Source organism: Pantanalinema rosaneae CENA516 (assembly GCF_050753385.1).
Taxonomy (GTDB): domain Bacteria; phylum Cyanobacteriota; class Cyanobacteriia; order Leptolyngbyales; family Leptolyngbyaceae; genus Pantanalinema; species Pantanalinema rosaneae.
The window spans coordinates 64,202-79,202 of sequence record NZ_JBLZFZ010000023.1 but is presented as its reverse complement, the minus strand read 5'-3'; the positions used below and the strand labels follow the sequence as shown (position 1 = coordinate 79,202).

13 protein-coding genes are annotated in these 15,001 nt (G+C 51.4%); 7 read left to right on the top strand and 6 right to left on the bottom strand.

From position 1 onward, the window contains the following. Positions 1 to 38 precede the first annotated feature (38 nt). The gene (locus ACN4EK_RS15110; protein WP_431658810.1) at positions 39 to 884 is read right to left on the bottom strand and encodes a lysophospholipid acyltransferase family protein; all 846 of its coding nucleotides are present in this window, start codon (positions 882 to 884) and stop codon (positions 39 to 41) included. Between the two features lie 202 nt (positions 885 to 1,086). On the opposite strand from ACN4EK_RS15110, the gene ACN4EK_RS15105 reads away from it, so the two are divergent. The 5 genes from ACN4EK_RS15105 to ACN4EK_RS15085 all read left to right on the top strand — a co-directional run bounded on the left by ACN4EK_RS15105 (position 1,087) and on the right by ACN4EK_RS15085 (position 7,154). Continuing rightward, the gene (locus ACN4EK_RS15105) at positions 1,087 to 1,647 is read left to right on the top strand and encodes a DUF3122 domain-containing protein (RefSeq protein ID WP_431658809.1); all 561 of its coding nucleotides are present in this window, start codon (positions 1,087 to 1,089) and stop codon (positions 1,645 to 1,647) included. 62 nt (positions 1,648 to 1,709) lie between these two features. Then, the gene (locus tag ACN4EK_RS15100; RefSeq protein WP_431658808.1) at positions 1,710 to 2,105 is read left to right on the top strand and encodes a hypothetical protein; all 396 of its coding nucleotides are present in this window, start codon (positions 1,710 to 1,712) and stop codon (positions 2,103 to 2,105) included. Between the two features lie 138 nt (positions 2,106 to 2,243). Beyond that, on the top strand, positions 2,244 to 2,546 hold the full coding sequence (locus tag ACN4EK_RS15095; RefSeq protein WP_431658807.1) for a rhodanese-like domain-containing protein: 303 nt from the start codon (positions 2,244 to 2,246) through the stop codon (positions 2,544 to 2,546). Positions 2,547 to 2,564: 18 nt separating this feature from the next. Next, positions 2,565 to 3,863 (top strand): efflux RND transporter periplasmic adaptor subunit, encoded by a 1,299-nt coding sequence (locus tag ACN4EK_RS15090; RefSeq protein ID WP_431658806.1) that lies wholly within the window; start codon positions 2,565 to 2,567, stop codon positions 3,861 to 3,863. 18 nt (positions 3,864 to 3,881) lie between these two features. Further along, positions 3,882 to 7,154, top strand: a complete 3,273-nt coding sequence (locus ACN4EK_RS15085; RefSeq protein WP_431658805.1) for an efflux RND transporter permease subunit — start codon at positions 3,882 to 3,884, stop codon at positions 7,152 to 7,154. On the opposite strand, the gene ACN4EK_RS15080 is transcribed toward ACN4EK_RS15085, so the two are convergent. Then, a complete protein-coding gene (locus tag ACN4EK_RS15080) occupies positions 7,114 to 7,719 on the bottom strand; it encodes a cation diffusion facilitator family transporter (protein WP_431658803.1) in 606 nt (201 codons plus the stop codon). The genes ACN4EK_RS15085 and ACN4EK_RS15080 overlap by 41 nt on opposite strands. 101 nt (positions 7,720 to 7,820) lie before the next feature. On the opposite strand from ACN4EK_RS15080, the gene ACN4EK_RS15075 reads away from it, so the two are divergent. Beyond that, positions 7,821 to 8,195, top strand: a complete 375-nt coding sequence (locus ACN4EK_RS15075; protein ID WP_431658801.1) for a hypothetical protein — start codon at positions 7,821 to 7,823, stop codon at positions 8,193 to 8,195. Between the two features lie 9 nt (positions 8,196 to 8,204). Here ACN4EK_RS15075 and ACN4EK_RS15070 read toward each other — a convergent pair whose 3' ends face one another. Both ACN4EK_RS15070 and psbA read right to left on the bottom strand, forming a co-directional pair. Then, the gene (locus ACN4EK_RS15070) at positions 8,205 to 8,606 is read right to left on the bottom strand and encodes a hypothetical protein (protein WP_431658800.1); all 402 of its coding nucleotides are present in this window, start codon (positions 8,604 to 8,606) and stop codon (positions 8,205 to 8,207) included. 164 nt (positions 8,607 to 8,770) lie between these two features. Then, positions 8,771 to 9,868, bottom strand: a complete 1,098-nt coding sequence (psbA, locus tag ACN4EK_RS15065; RefSeq protein ID WP_431658799.1) for a photosystem II q(b) protein — start codon at positions 9,866 to 9,868, stop codon at positions 8,771 to 8,773. Positions 9,869 to 10,249: 381 nt separating this feature from the next. On the opposite strand from psbA, the gene ACN4EK_RS15060 reads away from it, so the two are divergent. Beyond that, a complete protein-coding gene (locus ACN4EK_RS15060) occupies positions 10,250 to 12,958 on the top strand; it encodes a cyclic nucleotide-binding domain-containing protein (protein ID WP_431658798.1) in 2,709 nt (902 codons plus the stop codon). A 21-nt stretch (positions 12,959 to 12,979) separates the two neighbouring features. Here ACN4EK_RS15060 and ACN4EK_RS15055 read toward each other — a convergent pair whose 3' ends face one another. After that, positions 12,980 to 13,732: a sterol desaturase family protein gene (locus ACN4EK_RS15055; RefSeq protein ID WP_431658797.1), complete on the bottom strand. Its 753-nt coding sequence runs from the start codon at positions 13,730 to 13,732 to the stop codon at positions 12,980 to 12,982. A 242-nt stretch (positions 13,733 to 13,974) separates the two neighbouring features. After that, entirely contained in the window at positions 13,975 to 14,979 is a 1,005-nt protein-coding gene (locus tag ACN4EK_RS15050) for a DUF389 domain-containing protein (protein ID WP_431658796.1), read from the bottom strand. Between the last annotated feature and the right edge of the window lie 22 nt (positions 14,980 to 15,001).

The window sequence follows — 15,001 nt, the reverse complement described above, 5'->3', positions numbered from 1 at the left end:
AGGGAGTTTGAACAACACCCACCCCTTCCGAATCTAGATTAAGCGGGATGAACGCGATCGATTAAATCATCCAACTCCTGTTGCATCTGGCGACACACTAAGTCATAACAGGCATCGACATAGCGCCGATCGGTCGCGGCTTGATTGCCGTAACGCTCAAACACGATCGGTCGGCACACATGGGTATAGATTTTGATGGGGGGTGGAATATGCGGCAGCGGCCCGATCGCCAATCCCCACGGCAAGCCTAAATAAATGGGAAATACTACGGGGTCAATGCCAAACAACCAGGGCATGCCCCGTTCATGCAGTTGTTTCACCTGCTTGTAAAGGTCAGCCAGCACAATCAAGGTATCATGTGCGCCGTAGGAAATGACGGGCACGATCGTCACCTGTTCGCGCAAGGCAATGCGGATGAATGCTTTTCGTCCGGCAAAATGGATTTGCTGCCGGAGGCTGTGGGGACGAAAGGCATCCTCGGCACCACCGGGATAAATCAATAAACTAGCACCCTGCCGCAATGCCGCGATCGCCATTTTGGGATGAGCGACAAGTGCCCCCGCTTTAACCGCGAGATCTGCCAGCCAGGGACTCACCTGCCAGACGCGGGGATGCATTAAGCCGTAAGCCGGACGGTCTACACCAAAGCGGCAAAACCAGTCATACATCATCATGAACATGTCGGGCGCTGCCAAGCCTCCATTATGGGAGCCGATCAACAGCACCTGTCCCTGCTCTGGGATCTGCTGCCAACCACTGGTCTCAACCCGGAAGTAGTGCTGATACAGCCATTGCCAGATCGGCAGGAGCGATCGAATCACCTGGGGATCTCGCTGGTCTAATGACCATCCTGATTGCGTGGAAGAGTAACGTTCTAAAAGCATCCAGGCATCTTACCAGGAGTGACAAGCCTAAAACAATCACTCGCAAAGAGTAGGTCGATCGCCCAGCCTCCTGGGAGTCCCAATGGCCGGGATCAGAGTTAGGCAATATCACCTTGTCAACTATATAACTGTATAGTAGTATTAGACTAGGACAGCATTGTTAGGGCTGAACTCATCTGATGCCAGCCAGGGGATAAGGATAATGGGCAGAAACCGATTCACAGCATGTCAAATTCGCCAGATATTTTCGTGGTTGTTGCTATTAGGCGCGATCGTTTTAGCGATTCTGCTCGGGTTGGGTATCCTGAATCCTTCTCCGGCAACGGCGGCGATTCGGAACCTGGAGGAAGCTCCAGGGCAGGTTGTATATCAGTCACGCCAAACCCTGAAAGATCAACATGGTAATCCCTGGCAAACGGTGGCATTTAAACGGATTCGTCCCAATGGTCAAACGAGTTTTGAGTTAAGGCTGGTTGGGTTTCCGGGTGTCGCTGCCCTCGATCGCTCTCAACCGTTGACCTTAACCAATTCCCTGGGGACAAGGCTCACGGCGGCAGACGTTTCCAGGGCAATCTTTGCCGATACTGCCCAGTCCGAGGTTCATATCGGGCAATACGATCTTCAGCCACTCTTACCCCAGTTACAACCAGAAATTCCCCTGAAGTTGTCGTTCCCTACCCTGAGCGGGGAAACTATCAGCTTGTCTATTTCACCGTTGTTGGTTGAGGAATGGCTAACTGTCGCCAATTCCTCATGGCAATAACGGTATTCCCAAGGTTTTGATGGCTAAACACTTTAATTGATTCACAGATTTGGAGAACAGCAATGGCAGAGTTATTTTCACCGGAATGGATGCAAGCGTTTGGTGAGCAATGGAATGCCGAACCAGAACTAGCGGATGCCCTTGCCAAAATTCATTTTAATTCTGTGATTGGCTATGGGTTTGAAAATGACCCAACTCCAACTGGAGTGCTAACGGTGGCAGACGGTCGAGTGGTGTCCGCCGGTGCGTATACTGGGCAACCCTTAAATTGGGACTTACGCGCCGATCGCGACCACTGGCAACAATGGAAAACCAAAGGATTGAACATGATGGGATTGAGCATGGCCTATGTCAGCCGGAAGCTGCAATTTCGGGTGGGAGACTACACTGCCATGATCAAAGATCCCCGGATGGCAGGACCATTTATTAAATCATTTTCAGTGATGAGTAAGGTCTGATGTGATAAGGAGATCGGTAATCGGTAATGATGATCCGCTGCTCTCCCTAGCAAGATTGATTGGCTAAACACCCTCCGATTCAGGACAGATTTAATGAAATCAAAATCGAAATCAATGAAGCAAACAACAATAAATCCAGTGTCGTTAACTCCAAGCCAACTCAAGTCACGACAAAATCAATTGATGATCATTGATGTGCGGGGCTGGATCGAATATTGGATGGGACATATCCCAGGCGCACACCGATTCAGCCAAAATCGCATTCTGCAAGCTATTCCGAAGGATCGAGCGATCGTCCTGACCTGTCTATCCGGCCATCGAAGCGCGATCGCGGCTCAGTGGCTAGTGTCGCAGGGCTATCGCCAAGTCTATAACCTGAAGGGTGGCACAATGGCATGGCAACAGATGGGGTATCCCTTGCAACGTGGTAATTCAGTTTAACCAACAGGAGATGGCATCATGATCATGGACAAGCTACCCCATCCTTCAGCCGAGTCCCCGTCCCGCTTTCGCTTCTTTCGGACGATTGGGTTGATGGTGGGGTTAATGCTCCTTTCGGCGGGTGGCGGTTGGTGGCTCAGTCAAACGAGAAATGAGCCGTTATCGTCCGTTAAGCTGGTATCGGCTGCCCCATCCGGCTCGACACCAATCCCAGTCAAAACGGCGATCGCCCGTCCACACAATATTGCTACGAATCGGGTGCTAACGGGAACTGTGGAGCCGATGGAAACCGTGACGTTGAGTAGCCGAGTCATGGGACATATTCGGCAATTGACGGTACAGGAGGGTGATCGGATCAATGCCGGAGATACGATTGCGGTGATTGATGTGGCAGATATTCAAGCGCAGGGGAGTCAGGCATTAGCAGGGGTGAATATGGCACAGTCCAATTACCAGACTGCTCAAGCCCGAATGCAGGAAGCCCGTGCCCGCTTGTTAGAAACCGCAGCGGAACTGGCAGATGCGCGCTTAGAACAAAAGCGGATGTTGATGCTGCAAGGAGAAGGGGCCGTGAGCCAGCAATTACTGGATAAAGCCAATATGCGGGTGCAAATGACTCAGGCTCGCATTCAACAAATTCAGGCTGGCATTGCCCAATCGCAGGCGACCATGAATCAGGCACAGGCGCAGGTCAAACAGGCACAGGCACAGGTGGCGCAAACATCAGCCAATCTCCACTATGGGACGATCGTAGCTCCGTTAAATGGGGTGGTGACTCGCAAACATACCGAAGTGGGGGCAATGGCAGGAGCCGGACAACCCCTGGTGACACTGGAAAGTAGCGATCGCCTCCGCTTCAGTACCCAGGTGCCCGAATCGCTGATTACCCAAATGCGCCAGGGAGAGTCGGTTTCGATCCATTTGGATGCCTTAAATCGCGAGATCGCTGGTACTGTCAGTCAAATCATCCCCTCTGCCGATCCTACTAGCCGCAACTTCACGGTCAAAATTGGCTTAAATCGCACCCCGGACATGCTTCCAGGCATGTTCGGACGACTGAAATTAGCCAAGTCAGTAACCGCTCTGGGAACAAGCGATCGCACAACGCTAATGATTCCACAATCCGCGATCGTGCAGCAATTCGGCATCACTGGAGCCTACAAAGTTACAAATGGTCAAGCATCCTTCCAACCCATTACCACAGGTAAAGTCCACGGTACTAAGGTTGAAGTCTTTTCAGGACTCACGGATGGCGATCATCTGGTACTAAAACCCTCTCCAGACCTAAAAGACGGTGTCCCAGTTCAGATCAATTAATCCTATTTCTCGTTCCCCATGTCTTCCTCCACCGACTCCTCCCAAGACTACAGCCTGATCGGGCGGATTACTGCCTATTTCATCAACTCCCAACTTACTATTCTAGTGATTGCGGCACTGGTGATTTTTGGATTGGGGGCAGTGATGCTGACTCCGAAAGAAGAGAATCCCCAGATTGTCGTCCCCGCCGCCGAGGTCTATCTGCCCTATCCCGGTGCCCCGGCTGAAGTGGTGGAGAAAACTCTAACGACTCCGATCGAGGCAAAGCTACGGGAGTTGCCGGGAGTGGAACATATCTATTCGGCATCGCAAGATTCGGCAGCTAAGATTACAGTACAGTTTTTTGTGGGGCAGAATTGGGAAGATTCTTTATTCAAACTACAAAATCATCTGTATAGCTACCAGGATTTATTACCGCCGGGTGCCCGTTATCTGGTCAAACCTGTAATTATCGACGATGTGCCGATCGTCACGCTGACAGTAACAGGTAAGAATTACAGTGATAATCAACTGCGGCGAGTAGGAGAACGCTTACTGGAAGACTTACGCAGCATTCCCAATACCGCGAACCTGACGATCACGGGCGGACAACCTCGGGCGATTCGAGTCGATCTCGATCCGGATAAACTGGCCAGTTACAAATTATCACCCGCCCAAATTGCCCAACGGCTTCAGGGGGAAAATGTTCGTCTGCCAGCCGGAGATGTCTCTGTGGGAGCAAATCGGCTGTTTATTGAGGGGGGGAATCTGTTTCAATCCGCCGCCGATGTGGGCGAAATTATGGTTGGGTTTGGGCAGGGTTCAACTTCGCCGATCTATCTGCGGGATGTGGCAACGGTGGTAGATGATTTCGCCGATCGCACTACGCTCTCCCGGATTCAGTATCGCCAGGATTGGGATGTCAGTAACCCCTATCCCGACTCGAAAGCCCGTCCAACTGGGGACTTTGTTGAGCAACCGGCGATTACGATCGGGATTGCCAAACAAAAAGGGACAAATGCCGTTACCGTGGCGCAACAGATTTTTCAGCGGGTGGAAGCACTGAAGCCACAATTGCCTCCTGGCGTAACGATTGCAGTGACTCGGAATGATGGGCAGACAGCAGCGAGAGCGGTGGGCGATTTGTATCAAAGTTTAGGCATTGCTATTGCTACCGTTGTAGGATTACTGGTGATTTTTTTGGGCTGGCGTGAGTCTATGATTGTGGCGTTTGTGATTCCTTTGACTCTGGCAGGGACATTAGCGGTAGGCTGGATTTCTGGACAGACGATTAACCGAATTACTCTGTTTGCCTTGATTCTGGCACTGGGAACCTTAGTGGATGATGCAATCGCGGTCACCGAAAATATCCACCGTTACTTTGAGGAAAAGCCGGGAATGAACTGGCAGGAGAAAACCCAGGCCGCGATCGCGGCAGTGAATGAACTGGGCACTCCGGTCATTCTTTCTACCATTACCGTGATTCTGGCGTTCATTCCGATGGCGTTTGTCACGGGTATGATGGGGCCTTATATGGGGCCAATTCCTTTTAATGTTCCTGTGGCGATGATTGTCAGCACCACCTTAGCCCTGACCGTTACTCCTTTTTTAGCCCTGCGATTGATCAAGATTAATCCCAAATCTCATGCTGCTAATGGTGAAACGGGCGTACCCGCGATCGAAACCACCCGCATTTATCACTGGTATCATCGCCTCATGGCTCCTCTGTTGGATTCTGCCAGTCGGCGGCGGTTTGTGTTGTTCGGCATCACGGGATTGTTACTGGCATCCTTCCTGCTGCCCCTGACCCAAGCTGTTAAGTTTCGCATGTTGCCGAAAGCCAATAAGGATACTTTCCTGGTGCAATTAGATGTGCCCCTGGGAACAGAATTGGCGACCACCGATCGCATGATTCGCGATCTGGAAGCGGTATTACGGCAAGATCCAGAGGTGACAAATTTTGAAACCTATGTGGGGTTAGGTGCCCCGATCGATTTTAATGGCATGTTGCGGGGAGCGACCGATCGAATTGGGGAACATTTCGCGGATATTCGAGTGCATTTAACCAACAAAGATGCCCGTTCAGTGCAGTCGGAAGGCATTGTTCTTCGGTTGCGTCCTCAACTCACAGAGATTGCCCAGCAACATAATGCGATCGTTAAGTTGGTAGAAGATCCCCCGGGTCCACCAGTACGTTCGACCATGCTAGCAGAGGTGTATGGAGCGGATTACAACCAGTTGCGGCAGATTGCTAAACAGGTACGGCAGGTGTTTGGCAATACCTCCGAAGTGGTTGATATTGACGATTCGGTGAAAAACCAAATGCCTCAGATGCGGTTGATGGTCGATCGCGATAAAGTGAACCAGGCGGGACTGACAACGCAAGACATTGCCCAGACGTTGAACATGGCGATCGCGGGTGCTCAGGTTTCCACGTTACAAGTACCGGGGGAACTGGCTCCTGTGGCAATTCAAATCCGTTTTGCCGATGCCAACCGTCAGAGTATTGATGATTTAGCTCGAATTCAACTGCCGACGGCAAAAGGAACCCTGGTGCCGTTAACCGAATTAGTGACATTCCAGCCAACGACCGTTGATCAACCAATTCTGCATAAAGATCAACGTCCTGTCACCTATGTCATGGGAGAAATGGGCGATCGCTCCTCGGTGTATGCGGTGATTGATCAATTGATTTATTTCTTCCAGCATCCTCTGCCTAAGGGGTACTGGATTCAATGGGATGGAGAGTGGAAATTAACCCTGGATGTGTTCCGGGATCTGGGTTTGGCGATGTTAGTGGCAGTGCTGCTGATTTACCTGATTCTGGTGGGGCAGTTCCGCAGTTTCAAAGTACCGTTGATTATTCTGGGTAGTATTCCCCTGGCATTGATTGGGATTCTGCTTGCCTTTGCGGTGAATGGGGTCTACTTCAGTGCCACAGCCATGATTGGGGTGATTGCGCTAGCCGGGATTGTGGTGCGTAACGCGATCGTGTTACTGGAATTTGTTGGGGATAAACTGAAGGAAGGTGCTGGCTTAAAAGCCTCGATTCTAGAAGCGGGAGCGGTGCGCTTTCGTCCGATTTTGCTCACCAGTGTGACGACCATGTTAGGGACGCTGTCGATTCTGAATGATCCAGTGTGGTCAGGGTTGGCATGGGCGCTGTTAGGTGGGATGTTAACCTCTTCAATTCTTACCCTGGTGGTGATTCCGCTGATGTACTACGGTGATCAAGTTCGCCATCAACCCGATCGCGATCGATCAGAACCGCCTAATGTGACTCAAGTGGCTCCTTCCGGGCATCTCGGATAATTTCAATCCCACCTCGCAGCACTAATCCGGTAATCAGCAACCCCATGATTAGGTCAGGAAGGCGGGAGTTAAATAGCTGCACCAAGCCCCCGGCACAAATAACTCCCAGGTTAGCGATCACATCGTTTCTGGAGAAGATCCAGCTTGCCCGCATGTGAACCTCACCCTGACGATGTTTGGCGATCAGCAACAGACAGACGACATTTGCCAGGAGCGCGATCGCCCCAATCCCGATCATCCACCCTGACTCTGGCTCGCTACCCAAAATAAATCGCCGGATCCCATCCACCAGGACTAACCCCGCTAGAGTGATTTGAAAGCTGCCGCTGATCAGTGCGGCCCGAATTTTGCCCTGCTTTGAGCCACCCACTGCCGCTAAGGAAATGCCGTAGACTGTAGCATCTGCCAGCATATCGAGGGAGTCTGCCAGCAGGGCGGTCGAGTTTGCCAGTAATCCCGCGATCAGTTCAACAGCAAACATGATGCCGTTGATCGCCAGCAACCAGAGTAAGGTTCTACGCTCCGCCGCATTCTTGGCTTTGATCTCACAGCCACAATCAGACATCCTGATCCCCCTGTCGATTATTCATCTCTATCCCTCTATCCCCGCTATCTGCCATACTTAATGATAATTACTTAACTGAATGTAACTATTCTGCGATCGCGATGGTAAACTGGCTAAAAAAACTACGGGGTGGGGCAATAGTGGGGATTGGCTATATGCTATCGCCGCTGTCCTGGTGGAATGATCTCTTTTTTAATCTGCCGATCGCCCTGGTGTTTGGCTATGCAGTGGGCTGGATCAACCCTGACTGGTTTTTGCCAGGAACGATCGTCGGGTATTGGCTATCCAATGTACTGGGCATTCTGATGATGCAGTTTGGCGCGATGGATATGTTCTTCACTGAAGAAAAGCGAAATCTAAAACAAGATATTTTGATTGGGTTTGGTGGTTCTACCCTCTATACAATTACGATTGTAGTTTTAGTTTACTTCCAGGTGTTGCAAGTACCTGACTTTCTGATGGATTTGCATTTCTAAACCTGTTCATCATTTAATGAATTGCTGGACATAGTTCAAATAACCCTGCCGCCCCTCGCGTTTACTCCAAAACTTGATGGAAGACTGAATGCGTTTGAGGCAGGCGACCAGGATATCTACCGAAATGGGTGGAGGTAGCTCCCCTAAGTCACTTTCTGCGTCAACCGGATGCGACCGCCCCAAGCGAAACTCACACATCTGTTTGACTGCCTCTGCAACGGTTTGGCTCAGTCCGCGAATGGGTCGATTGCTCACAGATTTCCCCTGGGCTTCTGCACTATAGGTACGAATCAGCGCCTCGATCGCGGTCAACACTTCGGCATCGATCAGGTCAGGGGTTTGCCGATAGAGGTTGATGATGGCAAACTCTAGATTTTGCAATACGTCCTGATGTTCTTCTTCAATCGCCATAGGGTAAGCACTCGGAATAGATGTCTACTGCTATTCTTGCTAATTTGGCATAGAACGATCGCCGAGTAAACATCTTTAACAGACCAGATTTCTCTCAGTCAGAAATCCAGTCTGTTGTGGCTATCAGGAAATAAGCGTGAGTTTGGCTGACTCCTCAGATCGGTCTAACTGGCAACTGCGATCGCTGGAGCTACAATGCTGACAGGAATTGCTTCCCCACTAGCTAACGCCTCTGGGAAGTGGTGCGTATTGGGAGCATGCATCACCTGAATGCCTAATGTCGCCCGATTCAGGAGATCGGCATTGGTAGGAATCACCTGACCCTGACTGTCTAGAATCGATTGATTGAAGTTAAACCCATTCAGGTTAAATGCCATCACACCGACTCCTAACGCTGCCGACCAGATCCCGATCGTGGGCAGCGCCACCAGCAAAAAGTGGACAGTGCGGCTGTTACGGAATGCCAGAGAGGGAATCAGTAACCGTCCTAAATAGCCTGCATGACCTGCCATCAGGTTATAGGTCGTTTCCTGCTGTCCAAACTGGTAGCCGACATTGGCGGATTCCAGGTCAGAGGTTTCCCGAATCAGGCTGGCAGTCACCAGGGAACCGTGGGTAGCACTCAATAAGGCACCGCCAAATACCCCTGCCACTCCGATCATGTGGAGCGGATGCATCATGATATTGTGATCGGCTTGAAAGGCAAACATGAAGTGAAATGTGCCTGTAATGCCCAGAGGCAGGCCTTCTGAGAAACTGCCTTGCCCGATCGGATAGACTAGCAACACGGCTGTAGCTGCCGCCACCGGAGCCGAAAACGCCACCGCAATCCAGGGGCGCATGCCCAGGCGATAGCTCAGTTCCCACTGTCGCCCCAGGTAGGCAAAGATCCCAATCAAAAAGTGCAGCACAATCAGTTGGTAGGGCCCCCCGTTATAGAGCCACTCATCTACAGATGCCGCTGCCCATAGGGGATAGAAGTGTAGCCCGATCGCGGCTGATGTGGGAATGACGGCGGCTGTGATGACGCTATTGCCATCTAACAGCGAACCCAATACAGGTTCCCGAATCCCTTCCATATCAACGGCGGGAGCGGCAATAAACGCCAGGATGAAGACGATAGCGGCAACCAGGAGGGTGGGAATCATCAGGACACCAAACCAACCGATATACAGGCGATTTTCGGTACTGCTAATCCAGGTACAGAATCGTTCCCAGATGCCTAGATCAAGAGATGGACGTTGCTTAATTGCAATGGTCATAATAATGCCTCCTTAAATGAGGAGAATAATCAGGGTTTGTCAGGTGAAGCGATGATGGGTGATGATGGTCTGACAAACCAACGGTCGATTGCCCGATCGCAAAATTCCGGCGATCGACCCGTACCACCTGTTAGCCATACTGCTGATAGGAAGAGAGATGCCAAGCGGCTCAGCCGTACAGCTAACAGGGTGATCAAGCTTATCAATAATAAGCTCTGGAAAAATTATAAAATATAATTAGATAACCAAGAAGTTATTTAACTATTTTTCATCAAGTGTTGTAGTTTAACTACAGTCAACCCAGTCAAAGCCAGTGCTAAGGGGAGGGTGCGATAATTAGGGCAACCGTCCGATCATTACGCCGTAGCGGTAACTGGTGCTATGAATTTTGGAACGTCCCCTACAGCAGCTCTACCCACTTACTCCCCCACGACTGTTGCAGACCAGCCATTGCCGCTGATCACAGATGTCGCTAGTGCGGGACTGGGGGCGGATAACGTTGTGGATGAGTGTAGAACCTGGTTAAGGTTTCACCGAGTTTGGGGACAACTTCCCAGCGAGGCATTGCACGCGATCGCGGAATCACTCTATCGATTTCGAGTCGAGCCACACACCCCGATTTACCAGGAAGGACAAACTCCCAGTGGGCTGTACTTGCTGACGGCAGGCACCATCGAGATCTTTCAGCGATCGCGGATTGGTCAAATGCTGATTTGTGTGCGCCATGCGGGAGATCTGTTTGGCTACATGTTGGTAGCGAATCCGGCTGAAGGCACCTATCAAACCAGTGCGATCGCATTGACTCCGGGCGAGATCTGGTTTTTGCCACAGGCGACGTTTCAAGCCTTAACTGCCACTTATCCCGCCATTCAACAGGTGATTCAGTCGCTTCTGTCTGAGGATTTACAGGAGTATGCCGCTCGGATTGCCTGGGAGCAAGTGCGGATTCAAGGATTACAGTCCTATATTCAACCTATCCCTGACACCACCCGTGTGTTGGGCAGTAGTAAAGCGGCGCAAAAACTCACAGAGCAGATTGAGCAGGTGGCGGCTGATCTCAATCCGGTAGTCTTGCAGGCACAGGCGGGGACAGGTAAAACCTTTCTAGCCGGACTGATCCATGCGCGATCGAGTCTGGCATCCCAACCCTTTGCCGAATTGGATTGTGCCGATCTCCCCCGCAGTCCAGATGGGCGGCTGAATACCGATGCGTTGTTTGGTCGCGTGGGGCAGCGATCGGGAATTTTGGAACTCTTGGAGCGTGGGACGCTTCTTCTGGATAATGTGCAGGTTTTGAGTCAGAGCGATCTGACTCGGTTAACGCACTACCTGAAAACGGGATTAATGCTGCCGAACCACGGCATGACCAGCCCCACGGATCTAGCCACTGCTCATCCTCAGCCGATCGCATCCTGGGTACGGTTGATTCTGGCATCGCCCCATAAATTGACGCTACCGGAAACGAACGCCACCACGATTAAGCTATTTCCCCTCACCCAACGCAAGGCGGATATCCCAGACTTTGCCCACTACTTCTTAACCCAGTTTTGTCATGCCCAAAATCGTCCGGTGTTGCAATTGGATCAATCCGATCTGCGTCGGCTCCTGAGCTACGACTATCCCGGCAACCTGGCGGAACTGGCAGAAATTTTGCACCGAGCCGTGATCATGACTCCACCAGGGCACACGATTATCCCAGAACAAGTTTTGTGGTCGGTACAATCCACCAAAAATGCCTTTCGGTTGGATCTGTTGACCCATGTGCCCTGGTTGCGGCGGGTATTGCTGAGTCGCTGGTATCCCGGTGGCATTTGGATGGTGATGATGGCAATCTTTGTGCCGGTGACTGTCCTGGGGTTTGTGGGGCCGCAATCGCGGGAGAGTAGCGTGACGCTGAATCTATTCTGGTCATGGTGGTGGCCGGGGTATCTCTTCCTATTTGCCTTTGTCGGTCGGTTTTGGTGTGCGGTTTGTCCATTTATGATTACTGGGGAATGGCTACGGCGACTGTCGCTCTGGTTGTTTCCCCGCCAACAACTCACCTGGAATACGCAATGGTTAAATCGCTGGGGAGCCTGGATTTTGTTCGCTGGCTTTGTGGCAATTTATCTATGGGAGCAACTCTGGGATCTGCCGCATCATGCTTACTTATCAGCCTGGTTACTGGTAACGATCGCGGCGGGCGCAGTGATATTTAGTCTGATTTATGAGCGGCGGTTATGGTGTCGCTATTTGTGTCCGATCGGGGGTATGAGTGGCATGTTTGCCAAACTGGCGATGGTGGAACTGCGATCGACCCAGCAGGTTTGTGGTAGCCAGTGTCAGACGTTTGGGTGTTACAAAGGCAGTGAGGCGACCCCGGTCACTTTTGCCGATGCCCTGCCGAATGAAGGACAGGCAAGCGGCGGCTGTCCCCTGTATGTCCATCCGGCGCAGTTGCAGGACAACCGGGATTGTATGTTGTGTATGACCTGTTTGAAAACCTGCCCTAATCGATCGGCACAGTTAAATTTGCGCTTCCCTGCTTCCGATCTGTTGGATCATCACCAGGGATTCTGGGCAGAAGTGGCACTGTTGCTGCTGTTGTTTGGGGGCGTGTTTATGCATCATGCCCACACGATTCTGGCATGGTTGGGGTTGGATACTATTCCCGTTGATGCCGACCATTTACTGACCAGCCTCCCGATCGCCCTGGCACTCCTGAGTCTCCCGGCTGGGGTCATTTATATGACTCATGCGATCGCTCGTTGGCTTGATCCAGAGCAACCCGACTATCTGACGGTGATCTATGCCTATCTGCCGTTTACCCTGGCGGCGAATCTGGCACACTACATTCCGGCGGCGATCACGGAAGCGGGTCAGGTGTTGGTGGTGTTCGCGCGAACCGTGGGGTATAGCGATGTCGGTATCCCGACGCTGACCTGGAGTATCGATGTGGCGCAATTTCTTCAGGGGGTGACGCTCCTCTCGGCGCTGGTCTTTAGTCCCTATCCGTTACTGCGGATTACTCAACGTTCCTGGCTGAGTAACCTGCCCCATCTCTGCCTCATGGTGGGATTGGCGGTGTGCTGCTTTAAGCTGATGATGTAATGGTTGAAGATCAGCCATGCCTTACCGTTGCGCCAGCCGTTGTTCATAGTTGGCATCTTGCGTCCCCAGCCATTTATCCCAGAAGGTAAAGTACAACCCATAGTGAACGGTGTACTTGAGGTGGTGGACGGAATGATGGGCAGGCCCAATAAACCAGCGACCTAACCAATGGTGCGGGAAACTCGCAGGCAAGCGATCGATTCCCAAATGGTTTAAAACTGCCCAAATGGTCATCGTGGTCATGACGGCAATCAGGGTGATGAAATGCAGGGGGACAACGAACACAATGCCCACCAGGAATAGGGAATGCACGATCGCTTCTAGGGGATCGAAGGCAAAGGAAGTCCACGGAGTAGGATAGCGCGATCGATGATGCCCCTGATGCCACCAGGAAAATAGGAGCGGGTGGTGAAATAGCCGATGGGTGAAATAGAAGTAGGCATCCTGAAGCACTAAGATCAGCAGGTAACTCACGCCTAAATACCACAGTCCATACTGCTGGAAGTCGCTATATAGCCGGGTGATACCCAAACGATATGCCGATAGGATGAAGGCGGCGGCGAGGGCAAATACTGCCGATGCGAGGATGGAGAGTTGAATATCATGCTGGATCGATCGCCAGGAGGGTAGGCGATTTGGCAAGGAGTGATGCTCTAAGGCTGAATTAAAAGGAGAATAAAAGAACCAATATACGCCTCCAGCAACTAGAAAATACCGAATCAGGATGATGCCAAATAAAGCGATGCTATAGAACCAAAATGCGTGAGCTGTCAATTCGATCTCCTTACCCACCTGATCATCCAGTCTGCTTGAACTGCGTAGCACTGGAAGGGTCGAGAGTCGTTGGACTGGGACGGTTCACTGGCTAGGGCAATTGAAACAATGGATCAGGACTTGATTGAGATTATCTTAGGGCATATCGAACCCAGCATATATCAGGCTTAGGGCAGTGAATTAACCCCAATCAGGTAGCAATATAGGTTGAAGGGAGATTGTTGCTGGTGTCGATCGATCCCTCAATCGAGGTTAGCCTCTTCCCGCCGAATTTCCTCGACCTGACCGACCACGAACACTAGAGTAAAAGGCTGACCCATTTCCCGTTGCAGGAATTGTTCTAGCAGCAGCACTTGTTTAGGAGTAATCGGTTCCTTCGCCCGGACATTTAACCGTACCTCTGGGGGATTAGCTAACCAGTTCGTGCTACTACTGATCAGGTCTAACCGTTGGAACGTAATCGTGCGGCTTAACAGGGCTTGCCGCAGGTTGGTTGCCAGTTGCGCCTGTCTGACCAACCGGGCAAAGCTAATGCCTAACGGAATCAGGAGAATTGCCGTAAAGGTGAAAATCCAGGCGAGGACTTTGCGGGCATGGCGGAAAGAGGCATACCCTGTAATCAAAAAGGTCAGCATACAGGAGAGAGTAATGCCCAGCAGATTGGTCAGATACAGTAACGTAGCGCCCTGGCTGAGTTGCCAATTGCTTTGCGATAACCCCAAGCCAATCACGCAAATCGGCGGCATCAGCGCTACGGCGATCGCCGTTCCAGCCAGACTCCCGGAAATCTTGGGTTGGACTTTGGCATAGCCACTAATGCCACCCGCCGCAATAGCAACACCTAAATCGAGCAATGTGGGTTCCGATCGTGCCAATACTTCACTACCAAAGCTAGTAATGCCGACCAGTGTCCCCAGCATCCAGGCAAGCCCCACTGCCAACCCAGTCCCCAATGTGACAGCCACTAAACCACGGCGAAATAGCAACACATTCCCTTCCAGGGCACCAAAAGCCAGTCCGCGAATCGGCAACATTAAGGGCGCAATCACCATTGCTCCAATAATCACGGCGGTACTATTGGCTAATAGCCCGAAGGTCGCGATCGCACAGGAACTAATAATCAAAATCAAATAAGATGAATCCGCCGTTGATTCTGCCAACAGTTCAGCCTGGAGTTGCTGGGACTGAAGCAGATCTTTGCCCTGTTTTCTAAACGCTCTAAAGCGATCCCGAATATTGCTTAGCACAGGCGACTCCCTTAAGCGGCTA

Excerpts from the sequence above, each read along its gene's own strand:
- psbA (WP_431658799.1), bottom strand. The coding sequence starts at position 9,868 with ATGACCATTGCAATTAAGCAACGTCCATCTCTTGATCTAGGCATCTGG.
- ACN4EK_RS15080 (WP_431658803.1), bottom strand. The coding sequence starts at position 7,719 with ATGTCTGATTGTGGCTGTGAGATCAAAGCCAAGAATGCGGCGGAGCGT.
- ACN4EK_RS15075 (WP_431658801.1), top strand. The coding sequence starts at position 7,821 with ATGGTAAACTGGCTAAAAAAACTACGGGGTGGGGCAATAGTGGGGATT.
- ACN4EK_RS15085 (WP_431658805.1), top strand. The coding sequence starts at position 3,882 with ATGTCTTCCTCCACCGACTCCTCCCAAGACTACAGCCTGATCGGGCGG.
- ACN4EK_RS15090 (WP_431658806.1), top strand. The coding sequence starts at position 2,565 with ATGATCATGGACAAGCTACCCCATCCTTCAGCCGAGTCCCCGTCCCGC.
- ACN4EK_RS15105 (WP_431658809.1), top strand. The coding sequence starts at position 1,087 with ATGGGCAGAAACCGATTCACAGCATGTCAAATTCGCCAGATATTTTCG.
- ACN4EK_RS15100 (WP_431658808.1), top strand. The coding sequence starts at position 1,710 with ATGGCAGAGTTATTTTCACCGGAATGGATGCAAGCGTTTGGTGAGCAA.
- ACN4EK_RS15070 (WP_431658800.1), bottom strand. The coding sequence starts at position 8,606 with ATGGCGATTGAAGAAGAACATCAGGACGTATTGCAAAATCTAGAGTTT.
- ACN4EK_RS15060 (WP_431658798.1), top strand. The coding sequence starts at position 10,250 with ATGAATTTTGGAACGTCCCCTACAGCAGCTCTACCCACTTACTCCCCC.
- ACN4EK_RS15110 (WP_431658810.1), bottom strand. The coding sequence starts at position 884 with ATGCTTTTAGAACGTTACTCTTCCACGCAATCAGGATGGTCATTAGAC.